We start from the raw sequence: 21,015 nt of genomic DNA on the forward strand, positions 1-21,015 counted from the left end.
TCATGCCCGCCCGCCGGACATCCGCCCTGACCGCCATCGTCGTACCGATCCTGCTGCTGGCCGGCTGCTCCACCGCCACCAGCACCGCCCCCGCCGAGGCAGCCGGCGAGCCACGCTCCGGCGGCACCCTGACCTGGGCCATCGAGACCGAACCGATCACCCTCAACCCGCACCAGTACGCCCAGGCCAAGGCCCGGCTGCTGGTGTGGAACAGCTTCGAGTCGCTGCTCACCTACGACGAACAGGGCAGGCTCGTACCCTGGCTGGCCACCGGCTGGCAGGCCGGCGCCGACGGGCTCGCCTACACCGTGACGTTGCGCGACGGGGTCAGGTTCACCGACGGCACGCCGCTGGACGCCGACGCGGTCAAGGCCAACTTCGACAAGCTCCGCGAGGAGGGCTACGCCCCCGGCGTCGCCGCCGTGCAACTGCGCAACCTCAAGGCCGTCGAGGTGGTCGACCCGCGCACCGTACGCCTGGTGCTGACCGCACCGGACGTGCTGATCCTGGACTTCCTCGCCTCTCCCCAGGGCGCCCTGATCTCACCCAGGTCGTTGCGGGAGGCGACGAACCTCAAAGCCGGTGGGCTCGACGTCGTCGGCACCGGCCCGTTCATCCTCGACCGCTACCTCCCCGGCCAGGAACTGCACTACAAGCGCAACCCCGACTACGACTGGGCGCCGCCGACGGCCAGCCACACCGGCCCGGCGCACCTCGACGGCATCACCTACCGCTTCCTCAAGGAGTCCGCGGTCCGCGTCGGTGCGCTCACCTCCGGCCAGGTGCAGCTCGTGGAGGGGGTGCCCGCCACCGATGTCCCGCTGATCGACGGCCACCCGCAGCTGCGGCTCATCCGCGAACTCAACTCCGGCTCCGCCTTCTCGTACTACTTCAACGTCTCCCGGGCACCCTTCGACGACCTGCGGGTCCGGCAGGCGTTCCGGGAGGCCGTCGACGTGCCGACCCTGCTGACCGCCGTCTACCAGGACACCGCCACCCGAGCCTGGAGCGTGATCAGCCCCGCCAGCCCGTTCTACGACAAGCGCCTCGAAGGCAGCTACGGCGGCGATGCCGCCAAGGCCAACAACCTGCTCGACGCGGCCGGCTGGACCCAGCGCGACGCCGACGGTTACCGCACCAAGGACGGCAAACGACTCACCGTACGACTGATCCAGGCCGCGCCGTTCGTCCGCGACCGCCGCGACGTGCTCGCCCAGGCCGTCCAGGCTGCCGTCAAGCAGAGCGCCGGCATCGACCTCAAGGTCAGCCTGGTCGACCAGGGCACCGCCGTGAAGGCCTTCGACACCAACGAGTACGAGGTGTTCGAGAACTCCCGGGCCGACACCGACGCCGGCGCCGCGCTGAACCTGCTGCTGCACTCCGCCGGCGGGATCAACCGGACCCGGGTCCACGACGCCCGGGTCGACGAACTGCTGGAGCAGGGGCAGGCCACCGCCGACCCGGCCGCACGCGCCGACATCTACGCCCAACTGCAACAGGTGGTCGTCGCCGAACAGGCCCTCGTCCTGCCGCTCTACGCCCCGGCCGACCAGATCGCCGCCAGCAACACCGTGGGCGGAGTGCGGTTCGAACCCACCGCCGGGGTGCCGGCCAGCGCGTACGACCTGTGGATCGGCCAGTGACCATGGGACGGGTGCAACTGCGGGCCGTGCTCCGCCGCGTCGCCGCCGGGGTGGTCGTGCTCTGGGTGGCGGCCACCGCCGCGTACCTCGCCGTGCTCGCCGCACCGGGAGACACCGTCGACACCCTGATCGGCGACGGCGCCGACACCCCGCAGATCCGGGCCGCCATCATCGCCGAGTGGGGACTGGACCGTCCCGCCCTGCTGCAGTACCTGGACTACCTGTGGCGACTCGCCCACGGCGATCTGGGCCGGTCCTATCTGCTGCAGCGGCCGGTGGCCGAGGTGATCGGGGAACAACTCGCCCCGACGCTGATCCTCTCGCTCGCCGCCGCGACGCTCGGTGTGCTGCTGGCGCTGATCATCGCCGCGGTCACCGCCGGTGACCGCCGACCCTGGCTGCGCCGGCTCAGCTCCGGCACCGAACTGCTGCTGGTCTCCACCCCGCCGTTCCTTATCGGACTGGTGCTGCTCAGCGTGCTGTCGTTCCGCCTCGGGCTGTTCCCCGTGGCCGGCGACGCAGGCCCACGCGCACTGGTGTTACCGGCGGTCACCCTGGCCCTGCCGATCGCCGGGCTGCTCGCCCAGGTGCTCCGCGACGGCGTCGACCGGGCGCTGGACGAACCGTTCGTCCTCACCGCCCGCGCCCGTGGTCTGCGTGAAGGCGTGGTGCTGGCGCGGCACGCGCTGCGCCACGCCCTGCTGCCGGCGGTCACCCTCGCCGGCTGGCTGTTCGGCACCCTGCTCGGCGGCGCCGTCATCATCGAGCAGGTCTTCGGCCGACCCGGCCTGGGCCAGGTCACCCTCACCGCGGTGACCGGCAAGGACATGCCCGTCGTGCTGGCCGTGGTGACGCTGTCGGCCGCCGTCTACGTGGTGGTCAACACCGCCGCCGACCTGGTCTCCCTACTCGTCGACCCCCGGCTGCGAAGGAGCTGACCATGACCGTGACCCTGGACGGTCTCCCCGCCGGTGCCACCGTCACGACCAGCGGACAGGCGGCCACCCGCCCCCGCCGTCGCCTCGACATCGGGTTGCTCGCCGCCGGGGCGTACCTGACGGTGCTGCTGGTCGCCGTGCTCTGGCCGGCGGCGCTGGCCCCCGGCGACCCGCTCGCCGCAGATCCGCGCAACGTACTGTCCGCACCGGACAGCGGCCACTGGTTCGGCACCGACAACCTCGGCCGGGACGTGTGGACCCGGGTGGTGCACGGTGCCGGCCACTCGATCACCATCGCCGTCGCCGCGACCGCCATCGCGGTCGGTGGCGGAGTACTGCTCGGTCTGCTCGCCGGACTGACCCACCGGGTCGCGGACGAGACACTCAGCCGTACCCTCGACGCGCTGTCGGCGTTCCCCACCCTGCTGCTGGCCATGCTCTTCATCGCGATCGTCGGCCCGGGCACGGTCAGCCTGATCATCGCCATCGGGCTGGTCACCCTGCCCCGGCACGCGCGGGTGGTCCGGGGCCTGACCCAGCTGGTACGCCGCTGCGGCTACGTCGAACAGGCCGTCACCTTCGGACTGTCCCGCCCCCGCCTGGTGCTGCGGCACATCCTGCCGAACGCGATCGGACCGATCCCGGTGCTCGCCGTCATCGGTCTCGGCGAAGCGGTTCTCATCGCCGCCGGCCTCAGCTTCCTCGGCATGGGACCGCAACCACCGTCACCGGAATGGGGCGCGATGCTCTCCGAAGGCCGCAACTACCTGCACGTCGCCTGGTGGATGACCATCCTGCCGGGCCTCGCGGTCACCGCGACCGTGGTGTCGCTGACCGTCCTCGGCCGGCACTGGCAGCGTCGACTCGACGGGCGGCAGCGCTGATGGGCGACCTCGTCGCGGTCGAGGACCTGCACGTCACCTTCGACACCCCGGCCGGCGAGGTGGCCGCCGTACGCGGGATCGACCTGACCGTCGCCACCGGCGAGTGCGTGGCGATCGTCGGCGAATCCGGCTCCGGCAAGAGCGTCACCGCCCGCACCCTGGTCGGTCTCGCCGGCCGGGACGCCCGGATCGAAGCGTCCCGACTGGAACTGGCCGGCACCGACGTACGTGAGCACCGCCCCCGCGACTGGCGGCGGGTCCGCGGCCGGATCGCCGCGCTGGTCCTGCAGGACGCCCTGGTCTCGCTCGACCCGCTGCGCACCGTCGGTGCCGAGATCGCCGAGGTACTGGCCAGCCACGACATCGTCCGACGACGGGAACGCGCCGGCCGGGTCGGGCATCTGCTGGACCTGGTGCGTGTGCCGGAACCCCAGCGGCGGGCCCGGCAGTACCCGCACCAACTCTCCGGCGGCCTCCGCCAGCGGGCGCTGATCGCCTCCGCCCTCGCGGGCGAACCGGCGCTGCTGATCGCCGACGAACCGACCACCGCACTGGACGTCACCGTCCAGGCGCAGATCCTGGCGCTGCTCGCCGAACGGCTCGCCGCCGGGCTGAGCCTGCTGCTGATCAGTCACGACCTCGCGGTGGTCGCCCAGGTCGCCGACCGGGTGCTGGTGATGCGGGACGGACGCGTGGTCGAGCAGGGGCCCACCGACCGGCTACTGCGCGCGCCCGAGCACCCCTACACCCGGCAACTGCTCGACGCGGTCCCGTCGGCCTCCTCGCGCGGCCGACGGCTCAGCACGACCACCACATCCGCCCGGGTGGAACTGCCGACCCGCACCGAGACCCGCCCGACCGACACCGTCCTGGAGGCCGTCGGCCTCACCAAACGGTACGGCGCCCACACCGTCGTCCGCGACGTGGGTTTCCGCATCGGGCAGGGCGAGACCCTCGGCCTGGTCGGCGAGTCCGGCTCCGGCAAGAGCACCGTCGCCCGGATCGTGGCCGGTCTGCTCCACCCCGACGCCGGCACCGTGACCTTCGAACGGACACCCTGGACCGGCATACCGGAACGGGCCCGCCGGACCCTGCGCCGCCAGCTTCAGGTGATCTCGCAGGACCCACTCAGCTCGTTCGACCCCCGGTGGACCGTCCGCCAGGTGATCGCCGAGAATCTCGACTCCGGCATCGCCCGGACCGACCGGACCGACCACGTCGTCGAACTGCTGCACCGGGTCGGTCTCGACCGCAACCTGCTGCACCGCCACCCCCGCGCACTCTCCGGCGGGCAACGGCAGCGGGTCGCCATCGCCCGCGCCATCGCCCCCCGACCCAGCCTGATCGTCTGCGACGAACCGGTCTCCGCACTCGACGTCTCGGTACAGGCCCAGGTCCTCGACCTGCTGGCCGACCTGCGCGCCGCCGACGGCACCGCCCTGCTGTTCATCTCCCACGACCTGGGTGTGGTGCACCACCTCGCCGACCGGGTGCTGGTGATGGCCGACGGCGAGGTGGTCGAGCAGGGACCGGTCGGCGACGTCTTCACCTATCCCCGACACGACTACACCCGCGCCCTGCTCGCCGCGCTGCCGGCACTCGTCACCGCCGGCCGACCGTAGGAGGCATCCGTGCCCGACACCCTGCACCTCGCCGTCGCCCTCGACGGCCTCGGCTGGCATCCCGCCGCCTGGCGGCTGTCCGCGGCCGAACCGAGCGCACCATGGCAGGCCACCTGGTGGACCGCGTTGGCCGCCGAGGCGGAACGCGGCACGCTGGACCTGCTCACCGTCGAGGACAGCCTCGCCATGCAGTCGTCGCGCCCGGACGGCCCCGACGGTCGTACCGACCAGCAGCGCGGACGACTCGACGCGGTGCAGATCCTCGCCCGGGTCGCCCCGACGACCCGGCACATCGGGCTCGTGCCGACGGCCACCGTCACGCACACCGAACCGTTCCACCTCTCCACCGCCGTGGCCACCCTCGACCACGTCAGCGGCGGGCGGGCCGGCTGGCGGCCCCGCGTCTCCGCCACGTCCGCCGAGGCCCGGCACTTCGGCCGCCGGGACATCCCACCGGTCGATCCGCTCCGGCTCGACGCGCCGCAGACGGCGCAACTGGTCGACGACCTGTTCGCCGAGGCGACCGACGTGGTCGAGGTGGTCCGCAGGCTGTGGGACAGCTGGCAGGACGACGCGGTGATCCGGGACACCGCGACCGGCCGGTTCGTCGACCGGGACCGGTTGCACTACATCGACTTCACCGGGCGGTGGTTCTCGGTCAAGGGACCGTCCATCGTGCCCCGGCCGCCGCAGGGACAGCCGCCCGTCGCCGTGCTGGCCCACGTGCCGGCCGCCTACGCCTTCGCGGCCCGGCAGGCCGACGTCGTCTTCGTCACCCCGGCCGACACCACGCGGGCCGTCGAGATCGTCGCCGAGGTGCGGGCCGCCGAAGCCGCCGCCGGCCGGGTCGACCCGCCGCTGCGGATCCTCGCCGACCTGGTCGTGCTGCTCGACGAGACACCCACGCTGGCCCGCCGACGCCGCGACCGGCTCGACGAACTGGCCGGCGCGGCGTACGCATCGGACGCGGCGTTGTTCACCGGCAGCCCGGCGCAACTGGCCGACCTGCTCACCGACTGGCACCGGGCCGGCGTGGACGGCTTCCGGCTGCGCCCCGCCGTGCTGCCCGACGACCTCAGCACGATCGTCCGGGGGCTCGTGCCGGCGCTGCGCGACCGCGGACTGTTCCGGACCCGCTATCCCGGTGGGACGTTGCGAGACCTGCTCGGCCTGCCCCGACCGGTGAACCGCCACGTCGCCGCGTCGCCGGCCTGACCGTCAGGAGACCGACATGCCCAAACAGCTCATCCTCGCCGCGCACTTTCCCGGCGTGAACAACACCACCGTGTGGAGCGACCCCGCCGCCGGCAGCCAGATCGACTTCGCCTCGTTCGTGCACCTCGCGCGAACCGCCGAGCGCGGCAAGTTCGACTTCTTCTTCCTCGCCGAAGGGCTGCGGCTACGCGAACAACGCGGCCGTATTCACGACCTGGACGTGGTCGGTCGGCCCGACACGTTGACCCTGCTGGCCGCCCTCGCCGGGGTCACCACCCACCTCGGGCTGGCCGGCACGCTGAACACCACCTTCCGGGAGCCCTACGAGCTGGCCCGGCAGCTGGCCAGCCTGGACCACCTCTCCGGCGGCCGGGCCGCCTGGAACGTGGTGACCAGTTCGGACGCGTTCACCGGCGAGAACTTCCGACGCGGCGGCTACCTGGACCGGTCGCTGCGCTACGAGCGGGCCACGGAGTTCGTCCGGACCGCCCGCGAACTGTGGGACTCGTGGCACCCGGACGCGGTGCTGGGGGATCGTGCCGCCGGACGGTACCTGCGCGACGCCGACGTGGGCGCCTTCGCTCACCAGGGCGATCAGTTCGACATCTCCGGGCAGTTCACGGTGCCCCGCAGCCCGCAGGGACATCCGGTCGTCCTGCAGGCCGGCGACTCGCCGCAGGGCCGGGAGTTCGCCGCGTCGAGCGCGGACGCGATCTTCTCCCGGCACAGCACCCCCGAAGACGGCCGGCAGTTCTACCGCGACGTGAAGGCACGCCTGGCCCGGTACGGCCGCGGCCCCGACGACCTGAAGATCATCCCCGGGGTCACCTTCGTACTCGGCGACACCGATGCCGAGGCCAGGGAACGCGCTCACCACATCCGCCGGCAGCAGGTCTCCCCGCAGACCGCGATCCTGCTGCTCGAACAGCTCTGGAACCGGGACCTGTCCGGCTACGACCCGGACGGGCCGCTGCCCGCCGAGGACCCACAGCTCGACGACGACTCGATCATCAAGGGCCGGACGCGGCTCACCGACGACCCGATCACCACCGCCCGCCGCTGGCGGGCGTTGGCCGAGGAGAAGCACCTCGGCATCCGTGACCTGGTCATCGAGGTGACCGGCCGGCAGTCCTTCATCGGCACCCCGGAACACGTCGCCGAGAGCATGAACCACTTCGTGCAGACCGACGCCGCCGACGGCTTCATCCTGGTGCCGCACCTGACCCCCGGCGGCCTGGACGAGTTCGTCGACCGGGTGGTGCCGTTGCTGCAGGAACGCGGCGTCTTCCGGGCCGAGTACACCGGCACCACCCTCCGCGATCATCTGAACCTGCCCGCGGCCCGGACCCCATCGGCGGTGGCGGCATGAAGTTCCTGCTCATCACGCTGATCACCCACCTGCCGGATCCGGTCACCGGCCGGATCCGCAGCACTACCGAACGATTCCGCGAGGTGGTCGAGGGCGCCGTCCTCGCCGAGGAACTGGGCTTCGACGGCTTCGGTGTCGGCGAACGCCACGAGCGGCCGTTCATCTCCTCCTCGCCGCCGGTGGTGCTGAGCCACATCGCGGCCAGGACCAGCACCATCCGGCTGTTCACGGCGGTCACCACGCTGAGCCTGCTCGACCCGGTACGCGCCTATGAGGACTACGCCACCCTCGACCACCTCTCCGGCGGCCGGCTCGAATTGATCATCGGCAAGGGCAACGGTGCCGCCCAGGCGCAGCTGTTCCACGTCACCCCCGACGACCAGTGGGACCGCAACCGGGAGGGCTACGAGCTGTTCCGCCGGCTCTGGCGGGAGGAGAAGGTCACCTGGACCGGCCGGTACCGGCCGTCGCTGACCGAGGCGGAGACGTGGCCACGTCCGCTGCAACAACCCATCCGGATCTGGCACGGCAGCGCCACCAGCCGGGACTCCGTCGACCTCGCCGCCCGGCACGGCGACCCGATCTTCTCCGCCAACGTCACCAACCCCGTCGAACCGTACGCCGAACTCGTCCGGCACTACCGGGACCGCTGGGCGCACTACGGCCACGATCCCGCCGACGCACTGGTCGGTGCCGGCACCGCCGGCTTCTACGTCGCCCGTACCTCCCAGCAGGCGATCGACACCTACCGGCCGATCTACCAGGCCCGCCTGGCCGCGTTTCGTCGCCTCGGTGTCGAACCGGTCTTCCCGACCCTGGAAGACGCCGTCGAACGCAGTTCGATCCTCGTCGGCAGCCCGCAGCAGATCGTCGACAAGGTGCTGCGCTACCACGCCGAACTCGGCCACGAGGTGATCCACCTGCAGGCCGACCGGGACGGGCTCACCGACGCCCAGCACCGGGCCAGCCTGGAGCTGTTCCAGTCCGAGATCGCGCCGGTGCTGCGGCGCGAGATCCCCAGCCGCACCCTGCACCACCCCTCGACCGTCGCCACCACGGCCTGAACTCGCCACGGGAGCCCCATGCCACCCACCCCGCTGTCCGTTCTCGATCTCGCACCGGTATCGGCCGGAAGCAGCGTCGGTGACGCCCTACGCGCCACCCTCGACCTGGCCCGCCACGTCGAGGACTTCGGCTATCACCGCTACTGGCTGGCCGAACACCATCTCGTCCGGGGCGTGGCCAGCTCCGCGCCCGCCGTGCTCATCGGGCAGGTGGCCGCCGCCACCAGCACCATCCGGGTCGGCTCCGGTGCGGTCCAGACCGGGCACCGCAGCGCGCTGTCCGTGGTCGAGGAGTTCGGCACGCTGGCCACTCTCTACCCCGGCCGTATCGACCTCGGACTCGGCCGCTCCGGACAGCGCCGGGTCGAGGCGGGCCAGGCACCGCTCGTACCCACCCCGGCGACGCCCGCCCGGGTGGTCGACGGGCTACTCATCCCGCCGCAGTTCTCCTACGCCAAGGTCCTCGCCTCGCCCCGATTCGCCCAGATCAGCGCCCTGCTGTACCAGCCCGGCGCGGTGCCGCCACCGTTCGCCGAGCAGGTCGCCGACGTCCTCGCCCTGATCCGGGGTGACTACCACGACGCGGACGGCCTCGACGCGCACGCCGTGCCGGGGGAGGGCACCGACCTGGAAGTCTGGCTACTGGGCAGCAGCGGTGGGGAGAGCGCCCGGCTGGCCGGCGCGCTGGGCCTGCCGTTCGCCGCCAACTACCACGTCAGCCCGGCCACCGTCCTGGACGCGGTGACCGCCTACCGGGACGCGTTCCAGCCCTCGTCCACGCTGGCCGAGCCGTACGTGGTCGTCGCCGTCGACGTGGTGGTGGCACCCACCGACGACGCGGCCCGGCAACTGGCCGCGCCGTATCCGGTCTGGGTGCGCAGCATCCGCACCGGTGAGGGCGCCATCCCGTTCCCCCGTCCCGCGGACGTGGTCGGGCTGCCCTGGAGCGACGCCGACCAGGAACTGGTCGCGGACCGGGTGGACACCCAGTTCGTGGGCGCACCGGAGACGGTCGCCGGACTGCTGGGCACGCTGCGCGACGTCACCGGCGCCGACGAGCTGCTGGTGACCACCATCACCCACGACCCTGCCGACCGGGTCGCCTCCTACCGACTCCTGGCCGAACAATGGCTCGGATGAGTGGGAAAGCGTCGTTTCCGACCCGTCGTCGCCGGCCGGGGCCACCGACCGACGGTACGTCCGGCCGGTCGGCTGAGGTGGCCGCCGACCCCGCTGTGGCAGGTTAGAGCCGTGCAGGAGCTCTCGTTGACCGGGCTGGCCGTGGTGGTCGGTGTGCTACTGGCGGCCACCGCCTTCGGGTGGTGGCACCGGCGCAGGGACGGGCGGATCAGGTCGGTCGCGCCCACGCCCACCGCCGCTGCGGCTGCCACGCTTGTCGGTCTCGGCCTGACCCCCGGTGCGCCGACGCTGCTGCAGTTCTCCTCGGCGGTCTGCGCGCCGTGCCGGGCGACCCGACGGGTCCTGGAGCGGGTCAGCGCCACGGTCGACGGGGTGCGGCTGCTGGAGGTCGAGGCCGAGCAGCAGTTGGCAGCCGCCCGGGAGTTGGGTGTCTGGCGTACGCCGACGGTCTTGCTGGTGGACGGCGAAGGTCGGGTCGCGCGGCGGGTCTCCGGGGTGCCGGACCTCGGCGAGCTTGTCGCCGCGGTGCGCGAACTGACCGCCGGGGCGAACCGGTGAAGCCGGTGGCGTTGACCCGCCGCCGGACGGTGGATCACGGTCGGCTGGCGGCCAGCCTCTGTCGTCGCGCGCGTACCCGCTGACCACCTCGCCACCCCGCCGCGAAGGTGCCCCCGCCGCGGTCCGACCCGTCAGGAACGGTCATGCTTCTCGACCCTCGCGCGCCCCGGTTCGCCGCGGCCGTCACCACCGTCGTGCTCGCCGGAGCGCTGCTCGTCGGCGGCACCCCGCTGTTGGTCGGCCAGGCGGTGGTGTTCGCGATCACCGCGGCCGACCCCCGCCTCGGCCCGTACGGATGGCTCTACCGCACGCTCGTCGCTCCCCGGCTCGCTGCGCCCACCGAACTGGAGCCGGCCGCCCCGGTCCGCTTCGCTCAGCTGGTCGGCCTGCTCTTCGTCGCGGTGGCGCTGGTCGGCCAGTTCACCGGGCTGCCGGTGCTGGCCCTGGCCGCGACCGGGGCGGCCCTGGCCGCGGCCTTCCTGAACGCCACGTTCGGTCTCTGCCTAGGTTGCCTGGGCTACCTGACGTTGCGCCGGCTGATCGGCCGTCCGATGACGGCCCGGGTGCCGGCGAGTTCCTGACCAGCTGCTCGTCTGGGGCAGCCGGGATGGGCGGTGTCCCGGTCTTCCGCGAACCGCCCCGTGGCGAGGTGGTTGCTGCCTAGCATCCTTCCTGGAACCGCAGTTCGCGGTGGGTTCGGCAAACCGGGGGAAGGGCGTGGGGCATGGCTTACGTCACGGCGAAGGACGGCACCCAGATCTACTACAAGGACTGGGGCGACGGCCCAGCGGTGGTGTTCTCGCACGGCTGGCCGTTGAACGCCGACGCCTGGGACGCGCAGCTGCTGTTCCTGTCGCAGCAGGGCTACCGGGTGGTGGCGCACGACCGGCGAGGACACGGCCGGTCCGGTCAGGCGGCCGGCGGCAACGACATGAACGGGTACGCCGACGACCTCGCCTCGCTCGTCGAGACACTGGACCTGTCCGACGTCACCCTGGTCGGCCACTCCACCGGCGGCGGTGAGGTGACCCGCTACATCGGTCGGCACGGCACCGGTCGGGTCGCCAAGGCGGTGCTGATGTCCGCGGTACCGCCGATCATGGTGCAGACGCCGGACAATCCCGAGGGTCTGCCGATCAAGGTCTTCGACGAGATGCGGGCGAACCTGGTGGCCGACCGGTCGCAGTTCTACCAGGACCTCGCGTTGATGTTCTACGGCGCCAACCGGCCCGACGGGAAGGTCTCCAAGGGCGTGCTCGACCAGTTCTGGCTGTGGAGCATGCAGTGCGGGCTGTGGAACGCCTACGCCAGCATCCAGGCCTTCTCCGAGACCGACTTCCGGGACGACCTGGCCAAGTTCGACATCCCCACGCTCGTCCTGCACGGCGAGGACGACCAGATCGTGCCGGTGAAGGACTCGGCGCACAAGACCGCGGAGCTGGTCCCGGGTGCGCAGGAGATCTACTACCCGGGTGCCCCGCACGGTCTCAGCGACACCCACCAGGAGCGGGTCAACCAGGATCTGCTCGCCTTCCTGCGCGGCTGAGCCGCACCGCGGTGGGTCGTCGCTGGTGGGCGGCCCGCCCGGCGGCGGGCCGTGGGCTGCCGACCGTCACCCCCTTCGAGATCTTCTTCGATCTGGTCTTCGTCTTCACGCTCACCCGGATCGTCGCCTTCATGGGCAAGCCACCGGACCCGGTGGCGATGGGCCGTGGCCTGCTGCTGTTGACGCTGCTCTGGTTCGCCTGGTCGGGGTACCTCTGGCTGGGCAACCAGACCCGTGTCGACGTCCCGCCGATACGCCTGCTGGTGCTGGTCGCGATGGCGGGGTTCTTCGTGGCCGCCCTGGTGATGCCGAGCGCCTGGGACGTCGGGCCGGGTCTGGACGGGCCGCTGCTGCTGGCCCTGTCGTACGTGCTGCTGCGCGCCGTGCACCTGGCGCTGTACCACTGGGTGGGCGAGCCGGTGCTGCGGCTGCGGATCCGGCGCTTCGCCGTGGCGAGCGTGCTGTCCTGGGTGCCGCTGCTGGTCGGCGCGGTCCTCGGCGGCTGGGCGCAGACCTGGCTGTGGGCGCTGGCCTTCGTGGTGGAGACCGGTGGGCAGCGGGGCGTCGTGCAGAACCGGCTGGGTGGGTGGCCGCTACGCAGCCCCGAGTACTTCGCCGAACGGCACGGACTGGTGTTGATCATCGCGCTGGGGGAGTCGTTCCTGGCGGCTGGCGTGGGTGTCGGCGTCATGGTCACCCGGATTCCCGTCCTGACCGCCGCGGTGATCGGGTTCGTCCTGATCGCGAGTCTGTGGTCGATCCACTTCGACCGGGTCAGCCCGGTCGCCCAGCAGGCACTGGCGCGGGCGCGCGGTGAGCGGCGGAACCGGATCGGCGCCGACGTCTACTCCCTGGGGCACCTGCCGCTGATCGCGGGAGTGATCTACACGGCGCTCGGCTTCGAGGACGTACTCGCCTCGGTCACCGCCGCCGAGTCGCCCGGCGGGGCGGCACTGGGTTGGCCGGGCGGCGTCGCGCTCTACGGCGGCACCGCGCTCTACCTGCTGGGTAGCCTGCTGGTGCGCTACCTGTCCGGCTGCGGCACCCGAGTGAACCACCTGGCCGTCGCGGTCGTACCACTGCTCCTGCTGCCGGTCGGCCGGGCCGTGCCGGCGCTGGCTGCCATCGGCCTGCTCACCGCCTACCTGGTCGGGCTGGCCGTGCTGCCCCGGCGGTCACCGGCCGGCCGCAGGCCCGCCGGGGCGTCCGCGACCGACCGGTGACGCCGGTCAGAGCGCAGTGAGCGGTCCGTCCGGACGCTCCGGCAACTCGTCGCGACGGGGCGGGTCGGCGCCCGCCCGGGTGCAGGTGACGGCGGCGACCTCGACCGCGTACCGCAGCGCGGTGGCGATCTCCTCGTCCGGCCAGCAGGTGGCGCGGCCGGACAGTCCGGCGAGCAGTCCGGCGGTGAACGCGTCACCGGCCCCGATCGTGTCGACCACGTCGACGACCGGCGCCGGTTGGCGGAACTCGCGGGTGCCGGAGACGGCCACCGCGCCGTCGCCGCCCAGCGTGACCACGGCCAGCGTGACACCCAGCTCCCGCCAGTGCCGCAGCACGTCCGTGACCGACCGGCCCGGGTAGAGCCAGTCGACGTCCTCCTCGCTGGCCTTGACCAGGTGGGCCAGCCGCACCAGCTGCTCGGTACGGGCCCGCGCCTCGGCCACGGTACCGACCAGACCGGCTCGGATGTTCGGGTCGACGCTGACCAGCGCACCCCGCTGCCGGGCGGTACGCAGGGCGGCGGCCACCCGGTCGGCGCCGGGGGAGCGGAACACCGCCAGCGAGCCGGTGTGCACGATGCCCCGGCCGGTGAGCGCCGGGGTCAGCTCGTCGTCGCGCCACTGCCAGTCGGCGGTTCCCTCGACGTAGAAGTCGTAGGTGGCCACCCCGGCCTCGCTCAGCGAGGCGACCGCCAACGTCGCCGGGTCGTCGGTGTCGACGGCGTGGTGCAGGTCGACGCCGTTGCGCTCGGCGTGGGCGCGCAGCCGCCGACCGAACCGGCTGGTCGAGAAGCGGGCCAGCAACGTCGTCGGTACGCCGAGCCGGGCCAGCCCGACGGCGACGTTGAGCGGGCTGCCCCCGGGGTGGGCCGTGAACCGACCGTCCGGGGCCTGCACGAGGTCGACGACCGCCTCACCGAGCACGGTGACCGCCGGTGCCGGGGGCACCTCAGTCACCGGCTTCCGCCGGCCGGGCGACCAGGCCGCCGGTGCGGTCGTACCGGACCGGGATCGGGTCGCTGATCTCGCCGACGAACCGGCCGTCGGCGTGGTCGACGAAGCCCAGCAGGGACCAGCCGTCGCCGTCGGGCACCAGCCGTGGCGCGTACAGGTTCGGCAGCGGGACCGGCTGGGCGGCGGCCATGTCCCACGGACCCCGCACGGTCGCCGACGGCACCGTCCAGAGCTGGTGCTCCGACCCGCGACCAGCGGCGACGGCGTTGGTGCAGAACAGCAGCAGCGGCTGCCCGTCCACGACGGCGACCTGGGGCACCTCGAGGTGTCCGAAGTCGCCCGGTGCGGACAGCGGTGGCCGGACCGTCCAGTTGACCAGGTCCGGGGAGGTGGCGTGGCCGACGACGCCGCGCGCGTCCGCCGGGCCCTGGTTCGACCGGGCGGTGATGAGCATGTGCCAGCCGTCGCCGTCCGGGTCCGGGAACACCCAGGGGTCCCGCCAGGCATGCTCGTACCACATCTCCCGGTCGAGCAGTTCGTACCAGGTGGGGTCGGCCTCCACGAGCAGGCCGTCGCCGTGCCGGTGCCAGGTGACCAGGTCGTCGGAGACGGCCAGGCCGATGCGTTGGACCAGACCGTCCTCCGCGCGCCCGACCCCGGTGTAGAACAGATACCACCGCTGGTCCGGGCCGCGGACGGTGCAGCCGGTCCAGGTGGCCAGGTCGTCCCAGCCCGCGTCGGCGGGTACCAGGGCGTCCGGGACCAACTGCCAGGAACGCAGGTCGGTGGAGACGGCGTGGCCGATCGAGGCGCGGCGGTGACGACGGTGCGGGTCGAGCAGGGCCCGGGAGGCGCGCAGGAAGAACGCGTGCCACCGACCGTCGTCGTCCTGGGCGTACCAGCTGTCCCACACCCAGTGGTCGGGCAGACGTAACATGGCGGGCAACGTACCAGTGAATCGGTTTAGCGGCGACCCCGGGGTCTGCGCCCGCCCCCGGAGGTCCGGTCCCGAACCGAGTGTCCGGTGCCGTGCCGGACGGGACGACCGGGTACCCGGATCAGCCGGCCGGCGGGGCGACGGAGCGGCGTCGGCGCAGCGGCATCGGCACCAGCGAGGCGTCGTGCTCGTCGCCGTCGAGCAGCAGTTCGACCGCCCGGCGACCCATCTGCTCGTGCGGCAGCGCGGCCGTGGCCAGCCCCGGGCGGACCCAGGAGGCGATCGGGTCGTCGTCGAAGGAGATCACCGAGATGTCGTCGGGGATGGTCAGGCCGGCCTCGCCGAGCGCCTGGTAGGCGCCGAACGCCAGCCGGTCGTTCATGCAGATGATCGCGCTGGGCCGGGTCGGCCGGCGCAGCAGCGCCCGGGTCGCCGTGTAGCCGTGCTCGGGCAGCCACTCCGGGCAGAAGCCCTCGACGGCCAGCTCCACCCCGCTGGCGGCGAGCGTGTCCCGGATGCCGCGCAGCCGGGCCTGCGCCGCCAGCGAGATCTCCGGGTCGTGTTCCTTGGGGCGGTTGCGGCCGATCAGGGCGATCCGGTCCCGGTGGCCGTACGCCAGCAGCGTCTCGGCGATCGTGCCGCCGGCCCGCTCGTCGTCGGGCAGTACGCAGGGCAGCTCCTCCGAACTGGTGGCGTTGAGCAGCACCACTCGACCGGCGAGGATCGCCGGTGGCACCGCCAGCCGGCGGGTCGCCATGGCCGCGTAGATCACCCCGTCGACCTGGCGGTCGAGCATGGTCTCGATGGCGTACTGCTCGAAGGCCGCGTCGCCCTGGGTCTCGGTGATCAGCAGGACGTGGTCGCGTTCGCGGGCGGCATCCAGCGCGCCGCGGATCAGGCCACCGGCGAAGCGGGTGGTGGCGACGATGTCGGAGACGAAGGCGATGGTGGCGGTCTTGCGGGTACGCAGGCTGCGCGCGGCGATGTTGGGTCGGTAACCGAGTTCCTCCGCGGCCGCGAAGACCCGCTGGTGCGCCTCGGCGGAGAGTCTGGTCCCCTCCCGCCCGTTGAGCACCATCGACGCCGCGGTCTTGGACAGCCCGGCCCGCGCGGCCACGTCGGCTAGGGTTGCTCGGTTGCGGCCCATCAGTCCTCCGATCGCGGCGATTCACTGCCGCAGTTGCTCCCCATCATGATGCGTGGCGCCGCCCAGCCGGTCGTCGCCGGGCGGTCCCGGACCACCGAGTCCATCTCGTGAACCTGTTGTTTCCGGACCGTTGCGAACTCCTTCTTGACAGCCCCGACCCCTGGGCGCATGCTCTGCTAAATCAGTTTAGCGACGGGGTTTAGCCGCTGGCGGAGGCCCAAACCGCCGAGTTTCTATTGGTACCGCGAGCTGCCAAGCCGGATCGGACGGCACGTACGAGACGTGACGTCCGACGGCCGAAGCGTGGCAACCACCATGCCCGGCCGTCAACCGACGAGGTACGCGGAATAGTCAAGGGAGCCTTTGAGGTGTCGGAGTTCTCGACGAGATTCACCCGCCGACGGCTGGCACTGCTGGTGCCGATGCTGGCCGCGGGCCTGACCATCACCGCCTGTAGCGCGCCCGGATCCGAGCAGCCCACGTCGGAGGACTCCGGCGCCCCGGTCAGCACGGAGTTGGGCACCGACCCGATCACCCTGGAGATGTACGCCGAGACCGGCTTCCCGCTGGCCAAGGCGCTGGCCGACGAGTTCACCAAGCAGCACCCGAACGTCAAGTTCAACGTCCGCGAGGACCAGTTCACCGTCATCGTGGAGAACGCGCCCCGGGTGCTCGCCTCGGACAACGCGCCCGACATCATCCGGCTGCCCACCATGGTCGACCTGGTCAAGGACGGGCTGCTGAAGAACCTCGACCCGTACTTCGACGCGCACGGCTGGGACAAGTTCCCCGCCTCCCAGCTGGTGCAGCTGCGGCTCACCGACGGCGGGGCGGAGCGGGGCAGCGGCTCCCTGTACGGCATGGGACTGGGCTACAGCGTCACCGGCGTCTTCTACAACAAGAAGCAGGCCGAGCAGATCGGCATGACCCAGCCGCCGGCCACCATCGCCGAGTTCGAGGACCTGCTGGTCAAGGCCAAGGCCGCCAACCTGCTGCCGATCATGCAGTTCAACAAGAACACCGCGGGCATCAACTTCCCGTACCAGGCGCTGCAGAACCAGTACGGCGACGCCAGCCAGATCGCTGACTGGATCTTCCAGAAGCAGGGTGCCACCTTCGACACCCCCGCCTCGCTCAAGGCCGCGCAGACCATCGAGAAGTGGGCCAAGGCCGGCTACTTCCCCAAGGACGCCAACGCCATCGACTACACCGCGATGATGGGCGAGTTCCAGAAGGGCAACGGGCTGTTCATGTTCAACGGCGACTGGGAGTCGGCGAACCTGGACAAGAACATGGCCGGTGACGTCGGGTTCTTCCTGTTCCCCGGCGAGACGGCCGACGCCAAGCACGTCGCGATGTCCGCCCCGAACACCTTCGGCGTGGGCGCCCGGGCGAAGAACCCCGACGCCGCGGCCTACTTCCTGAACTGGGTGCACACCAACGACAAGGCCCGGGAGATCTCGGTCAACGTCGGCGGCTCGCACCCCGGCGGCCCGGCCGACCTGCCGCTGCCGCCGGTGGCCGACGGCACCGTGCTGGCCGAGACCCTGAAGGCCTCGCAGCAGCTCGGCGCCGACAACGGCGCGGTCGACTTCACCGCGAACGCGACCGGCGGCATCTTCGCCGCGGCCATCACCCCGGAGATGCAGAAGCTGATCGCCGGTCAGCAGACCCCCGAGGGGTACGTGAAGGCGGTCCAGGCCGAGTACGAGAAGGAACTGTCCCGATGACGTCTGCCCTCGGCAGCGTCCCCGCCGGGTCGGGCACCGCGCCCCGGCCCGGCGGGGCGGACCCACAACTCCCCGTGCGGCCCCACCGGAAGCGGTGGGGCCGCACGGCCCGGTGGGTCGGGTGGCTGTGGGTCCTGCCCGCCCTGATCATGTACGGCGTCTTCGTGCTGCGCCCACTCGTGCTGACGGTGCAGTACTCCCTGTACCGCTGGAACGGCATCGGGACCGCACAGTGGGTCGGGTTCGACAACTACCTGACCGTGTTCACCGACCGCGACCTGCTGAAGATCATCACCAACGCGTTCGTACTGATCATCTTCTTCAGCTTCATCCCGGTCGCCCTCGGTCTGCTGGTGGCCAGCCTGGTCCGGCGCATCACCACCGGCCCCGGCGGCACCCTGGTCCGTACCGTGCTGTTCCTGCCCCAGGTCATCCCGCTGGTCGCCGCCGGTATCGCCTGGAGCTGGGTGCTGTCCAGCAACGGTCTGGTCAACCAGCTGCTCCGGGCCGTCGGACTGGAACGGATCACCCGGCCCTGGCTCGGCGAGTTCAGCACGGCGCTACCGTCGGTCGGCGTGATCGGCACCTGGATCATGCTCGGCCTCTGCACCATCCTGCTGGTCACCGGCATGAGCAAGATCGACCCCTCGCTCTACGAGGCGGCCCGGATGGACGGCGCCGGCCCGATCCGGGAGTTCTTCGCGGTCACCCTGCCCAGCCTGCGCCAGGAGATCGGGGTCTGCCTCACCGTGACCGTGATCGCGGCCCTGGCCAGCTTCGACATCGTCTACATCTCCACCAGCGGCGGCCCGGGCATCCAGACCACCGTGCCCGGCCTGGAGATCTACCGGCTGGCCTTCTCCCAGCGGCAGGTCGGGCTCGCCTCCGCCCTGGGCGTGGTGCTGATGCTGCTGGTCCTGGTGTGTGTGCTGCCGATCCAGCGGCTGACCCGAGGAGAGAAGGCGTGAACCTGACCAGTCGCAGCGAACGCGTCAGCGGACGGATCTTCCTGATCGCGCTGGTCGTGGTCACCCTGCTGCCGTTCCTGAGCATGCTGTCGGCGGCCCTGCAACCCCGCGGCACCGTACCCACCGGCCTGGCCTGGCCGTCGGACCCGCAGTGGGGCAACTTCGCCGACGCCTTCACCGCCGCCAACATGGGCGCCCTGCTCAAGTCCAGCATGCTGATCGTCGCCGGGGTGGTGCCGATCGGCGTGCTCATCGCGACCATGGCCGGCTTCGGGCTCGGCCACCTGCGGGTACCCGGCGGACACATCGCCTTCGGGCTGCTGCTGCTCGGCCTGACCCTGCCCTTCGAGGCCGTGGTCACCCCGCTGTACTACCAGATGCGGGACCTCGGCCTGCTCAACACCCGGTGGGCGATCATCCTGCCGCTGATCGGCCTCTACATGCCGTTCGCGGTCTTCTGGATGCGGGCCCACTTCACCAACGTGCCCCGCGAACTGTCCGAGGCGGCGCGGGTCGACGGCAGCAACACCTGGCAGCTGTTCTGGCGGGTGCACGTACCGCTGGCCCGACCGGCGATCGCCTCGCTGACCATCCTGCTGTTCCTCTGGACCTGGAACCAGTTCCTGCTGGCCATCGTCATGGTCGACGACGCCACCAAACGGACCATGGCCGGTGCGCTGGGCGCGTTCCAGGGGCAGTGGGGGACGGACCTGGTGTTGCTCTGCGCCGGCTCGCTGCTCATCCTCACCCCGACCCTCATCGTGTTCATGATCTTCCAGCGGCAGTTCATCAAGGCCCTGCTCCAGGGCTCCGTGAAGGGATAGCGAGTTGACCGTCCCGCAGCTTGGCGGACACGCCGACGACGGCTTCGGCCCGGTCGCCGACGTGTTCCGCGCCAACTTCACCCACCGCGGGGAGGTGGGTGCCGCGGTCGCCGTCTACGTACGCGGCCGCAAGGTCGTCGACCTGCACGGCGGACTGGCCGACCCCCGGTCCGGTCGACCGTGGACCGCCGACACCCCCGCCGTGGTCTTCTCCGTCACCAAGGGGATCATGGCGATCTGCACCTACCTGCTGGTGCAGGAGGGCCGCCTCGACCTCGACGCCCCGGTCACCCGCTACTGGCCCGAGTTCGGGCGCAACGGCAAGGCGGACATCCCGGTACGGTGGCTGCTCACCCACCAGTCCGGCCTGCCGGCGCTGGACAAGCCGTTCACCCGCGAGGAAGTCATCGCCTGGGATCCGGTGATCGAGGCGATCGAGGCGCAGACCCCGTTGTGGCAGCCCGGCACCGCACACAGCTACCACCCGATCACCTACGGCTGGCTGATCGGCGAGGTGGTCCGCCGGATCACCGGCGAACTGCCCGGCGCCTACTTCGCCCGGGCCCTCGCCGAGCCCCTCGGCCTGCGTACCTGGATCGGCCTGCCGGCGCGGGAACGGGACGCCGTCGCCTGGATGCTGGCGCCGATCGGCGATCTCGGCCCGGCCGGCCACCCGGTCGCCGAACGCGGGATCACCATGGGCGGCGCGTTCGCCTTCCCCGCCGACGACGACGGCCTGGTCAGCTTCAACGACCCGGCCATCCAGGCGGCCCAGATCCCGGGTGCCGGCGCGGTCAGCACGGCCGAGAGCCTGGCCCGCCTCTACGCCGCCTGCGTCAGCGAGGTCGGCGGACCCCGGCTGCTCAGCACCGCTTCCGTCGACGACGCGATCACCGTCCGCGCCGCCGGGCAGCAGGTGTACGGGCACCCCGACGTCGGTCACCGGTGGGGCACCGGTTTCCTCGTGCAGTCGACACCACGGCCGATGGTCGGCGCCCGCAGCTTCGGTCACGACGGCGCGGGCGGGCACCTCGCCTTCGCCGACGACACCCACCAGGTCGGCTTCGGGTACGTGGTCAACCAGATGGGCGGCATCGACGACGAGCGGGCCAACCTGCTCAGCGCCGCGGTCCGCCGCTGCCTGGGGGAGTAACGGCCTTCTCCGCCGCCGGTCCCCCGGTGTCCGCGCCACCGTGTCGGCGCGGACACCGGGGGACCGGCGTCCGGCGCCTAACCGACCTGGCCCAGCGCCG

The 21,015-nt window shown here is 71.8% G+C and carries 19 protein-coding genes; 16 read left to right on the forward strand and 3 right to left on the reverse strand.

Annotated features, from left to right (window positions below; all coding sequences use genetic code 11):
• Window positions 1-2: 2 nt before the first annotated feature.
• From D2L64_RS15105 to D2L64_RS15160, 12 genes are all read left to right on the forward strand, one after another.
• Window positions 3-1,643 (forward strand): ABC transporter substrate-binding protein, encoded by a 1,641-nt coding sequence (locus D2L64_RS15105; RefSeq protein ID WP_119576935.1) that lies wholly within the window; start codon window positions 3-5, stop codon window positions 1,641-1,643.
• 2 nt (window positions 1,644-1,645) lie between these two features.
• Window positions 1,646-2,581, forward strand: coding sequence for an ABC transporter permease (locus D2L64_RS15110; protein ID WP_119576938.1), 936 nt, complete (start codon window positions 1,646-1,648; stop codon window positions 2,579-2,581).
• A 2-nt stretch (window positions 2,582-2,583) separates the two neighbouring features.
• The gene (locus D2L64_RS15115) at window positions 2,584-3,465 is read left to right on the forward strand and encodes an ABC transporter permease (protein ID WP_119576941.1); all 882 of its coding nucleotides are present in this window, start codon (window positions 2,584-2,586) and stop codon (window positions 3,463-3,465) included.
• Complete coding sequence (locus D2L64_RS15120; protein ID WP_119576944.1) at window positions 3,465-5,087, forward strand: dipeptide ABC transporter ATP-binding protein; 1,623 nt, start codon at window positions 3,465-3,467, stop codon at window positions 5,085-5,087. The genes D2L64_RS15115 and D2L64_RS15120 overlap by 1 nt, the downstream gene beginning before the upstream one ends.
• Before the next feature lie 9 nt (window positions 5,088-5,096).
• Window positions 5,097-6,302 (forward strand): LLM class flavin-dependent oxidoreductase, encoded by a 1,206-nt coding sequence (locus D2L64_RS15125; RefSeq protein WP_119576947.1) that lies wholly within the window; start codon window positions 5,097-5,099, stop codon window positions 6,300-6,302.
• 16 nt (window positions 6,303-6,318) lie between these two features.
• On the forward strand, window positions 6,319-7,671 hold the full coding sequence (locus D2L64_RS15130) for an NtaA/DmoA family FMN-dependent monooxygenase (protein WP_119576950.1): 1,353 nt from the start codon (window positions 6,319-6,321) through the stop codon (window positions 7,669-7,671).
• On the forward strand, window positions 7,668-8,735 hold the full coding sequence (locus tag D2L64_RS15135; protein ID WP_119576953.1) for an LLM class flavin-dependent oxidoreductase: 1,068 nt from the start codon (window positions 7,668-7,670) through the stop codon (window positions 8,733-8,735). The genes D2L64_RS15130 and D2L64_RS15135 overlap by 4 nt, the downstream gene beginning before the upstream one ends.
• An 18-nt stretch (window positions 8,736-8,753) precedes the next feature.
• Window positions 8,754-9,875 carry an LLM class flavin-dependent oxidoreductase gene (locus D2L64_RS15140; protein WP_119576956.1) on the forward strand — a complete coding sequence of 374 codons (1,122 nt, stop codon included), beginning with the start codon at window positions 8,754-8,756 and terminating at the stop codon, window positions 9,873-9,875.
• Window positions 9,876-9,986: 111 nt separating this feature from the next.
• Entirely contained in the window at window positions 9,987-10,433 is a 447-nt protein-coding gene (locus D2L64_RS15145) for a thioredoxin family protein (protein ID WP_233558961.1), read from the forward strand.
• A gap of 143 nt (window positions 10,434-10,576) precedes the next feature.
• Window positions 10,577-11,014: a DUF4395 domain-containing protein gene (locus tag D2L64_RS15150; RefSeq protein WP_119576959.1), complete on the forward strand. Its 438-nt coding sequence runs from the start codon at window positions 10,577-10,579 to the stop codon at window positions 11,012-11,014.
• Between the two features lie 143 nt (window positions 11,015-11,157).
• The gene (locus D2L64_RS15155; protein WP_119576962.1) at window positions 11,158-11,979 is read left to right on the forward strand and encodes an alpha/beta fold hydrolase; all 822 of its coding nucleotides are present in this window, start codon (window positions 11,158-11,160) and stop codon (window positions 11,977-11,979) included.
• Between the two features lie 11 nt (window positions 11,980-11,990).
• On the forward strand, window positions 11,991-13,202 hold the full coding sequence (locus D2L64_RS15160; protein WP_158603507.1) for a low temperature requirement protein A: 1,212 nt from the start codon (window positions 11,991-11,993) through the stop codon (window positions 13,200-13,202).
• A gap of 6 nt (window positions 13,203-13,208) precedes the next feature.
• Here D2L64_RS15160 and D2L64_RS15165 read toward each other — a convergent pair whose 3' ends face one another.
• The 3 genes from D2L64_RS15165 to D2L64_RS15175 form a co-directional block, all read right to left on the reverse strand.
• Window positions 13,209-14,159, reverse strand: coding sequence for a carbohydrate kinase family protein (locus D2L64_RS15165; protein WP_233558962.1), 951 nt, complete (start codon window positions 14,157-14,159; stop codon window positions 13,209-13,211).
• Window positions 14,152-15,093 carry a glycoside hydrolase family protein gene (locus D2L64_RS15170; protein ID WP_119576971.1) on the reverse strand — a complete coding sequence of 314 codons (942 nt, stop codon included), beginning with the start codon at window positions 15,091-15,093 and terminating at the stop codon, window positions 14,152-14,154. The genes D2L64_RS15165 and D2L64_RS15170 overlap by 8 nt, the downstream gene beginning before the upstream one ends.
• Window positions 15,094-15,214: 121 nt before the next feature.
• Window positions 15,215-16,210 (reverse strand): LacI family DNA-binding transcriptional regulator, encoded by a 996-nt coding sequence (locus D2L64_RS15175; protein WP_233558963.1) that lies wholly within the window; start codon window positions 16,208-16,210, stop codon window positions 15,215-15,217.
• A 398-nt stretch (window positions 16,211-16,608) separates the two neighbouring features.
• Between D2L64_RS15175 and D2L64_RS15180 the strand changes: the two genes are divergently transcribed.
• From D2L64_RS15180 to D2L64_RS15195, 4 genes are read left to right on the forward strand one after another with little or no spacing between them, the layout of a single operon-like run.
• On the forward strand, window positions 16,609-17,970 hold the full coding sequence (locus D2L64_RS15180; protein ID WP_199714537.1) for an ABC transporter substrate-binding protein: 1,362 nt from the start codon (window positions 16,609-16,611) through the stop codon (window positions 17,968-17,970).
• Entirely contained in the window at window positions 17,967-18,938 is a 972-nt protein-coding gene (locus D2L64_RS15185; RefSeq protein ID WP_199714538.1) for a carbohydrate ABC transporter permease, read from the forward strand. Before D2L64_RS15180 ends, D2L64_RS15185 begins: the two co-directional genes overlap by 4 nt.
• Complete coding sequence (locus tag D2L64_RS15190; RefSeq protein WP_119576977.1) at window positions 18,935-19,762, forward strand: carbohydrate ABC transporter permease; 828 nt, start codon at window positions 18,935-18,937, stop codon at window positions 19,760-19,762. Before D2L64_RS15185 ends, D2L64_RS15190 begins: the two co-directional genes overlap by 4 nt.
• 4 nt (window positions 19,763-19,766) lie before the next feature.
• Window positions 19,767-20,915, forward strand: a complete 1,149-nt coding sequence (locus D2L64_RS15195) for a serine hydrolase domain-containing protein (protein ID WP_119576980.1) — start codon at window positions 19,767-19,769, stop codon at window positions 20,913-20,915.
• The last annotated feature ends 100 nt before the right edge of the window (window positions 20,916-21,015 follow it).

Source organism: Micromonospora radicis (assembly GCF_003583405.1).
GTDB lineage: Bacteria > Actinomycetota > Actinomycetes > Mycobacteriales > Micromonosporaceae > Micromonospora > Micromonospora radicis.

Excerpts from the sequence above, each read along its gene's own strand:
- D2L64_RS15105 (WP_119576935.1), top strand. The coding sequence starts at position 3 with ATGCCCGCCCGCCGGACATCCGCCCTGACCGCCATCGTCGTACCGATC.
- D2L64_RS15185 (WP_199714538.1), top strand. The coding sequence starts at position 17,967 with ATGACGTCTGCCCTCGGCAGCGTCCCCGCCGGGTCGGGCACCGCGCCC.
- D2L64_RS15115 (WP_119576941.1), top strand. The coding sequence starts at position 2,584 with ATGACCGTGACCCTGGACGGTCTCCCCGCCGGTGCCACCGTCACGACC.
- D2L64_RS15150 (WP_119576959.1), top strand. The coding sequence starts at position 10,577 with ATGCTTCTCGACCCTCGCGCGCCCCGGTTCGCCGCGGCCGTCACCACC.
- D2L64_RS15110 (WP_119576938.1), top strand. The coding sequence starts at position 1,646 with ATGGGACGGGTGCAACTGCGGGCCGTGCTCCGCCGCGTCGCCGCCGGG.
- D2L64_RS15170 (WP_119576971.1), bottom strand. The coding sequence starts at position 15,093 with ATGTTACGTCTGCCCGACCACTGGGTGTGGGACAGCTGGTACGCCCAG.
- D2L64_RS15130 (WP_119576950.1), top strand. The coding sequence starts at position 6,319 with ATGCCCAAACAGCTCATCCTCGCCGCGCACTTTCCCGGCGTGAACAAC.
- D2L64_RS15120 (WP_119576944.1), top strand. The coding sequence starts at position 3,465 with ATGGGCGACCTCGTCGCGGTCGAGGACCTGCACGTCACCTTCGACACC.
- D2L64_RS15155 (WP_119576962.1), top strand. The coding sequence starts at position 11,158 with ATGGCTTACGTCACGGCGAAGGACGGCACCCAGATCTACTACAAGGAC.
- D2L64_RS15135 (WP_119576953.1), top strand. The coding sequence starts at position 7,668 with ATGAAGTTCCTGCTCATCACGCTGATCACCCACCTGCCGGATCCGGTC.
- D2L64_RS15140 (WP_119576956.1), top strand. The coding sequence starts at position 8,754 with ATGCCACCCACCCCGCTGTCCGTTCTCGATCTCGCACCGGTATCGGCC.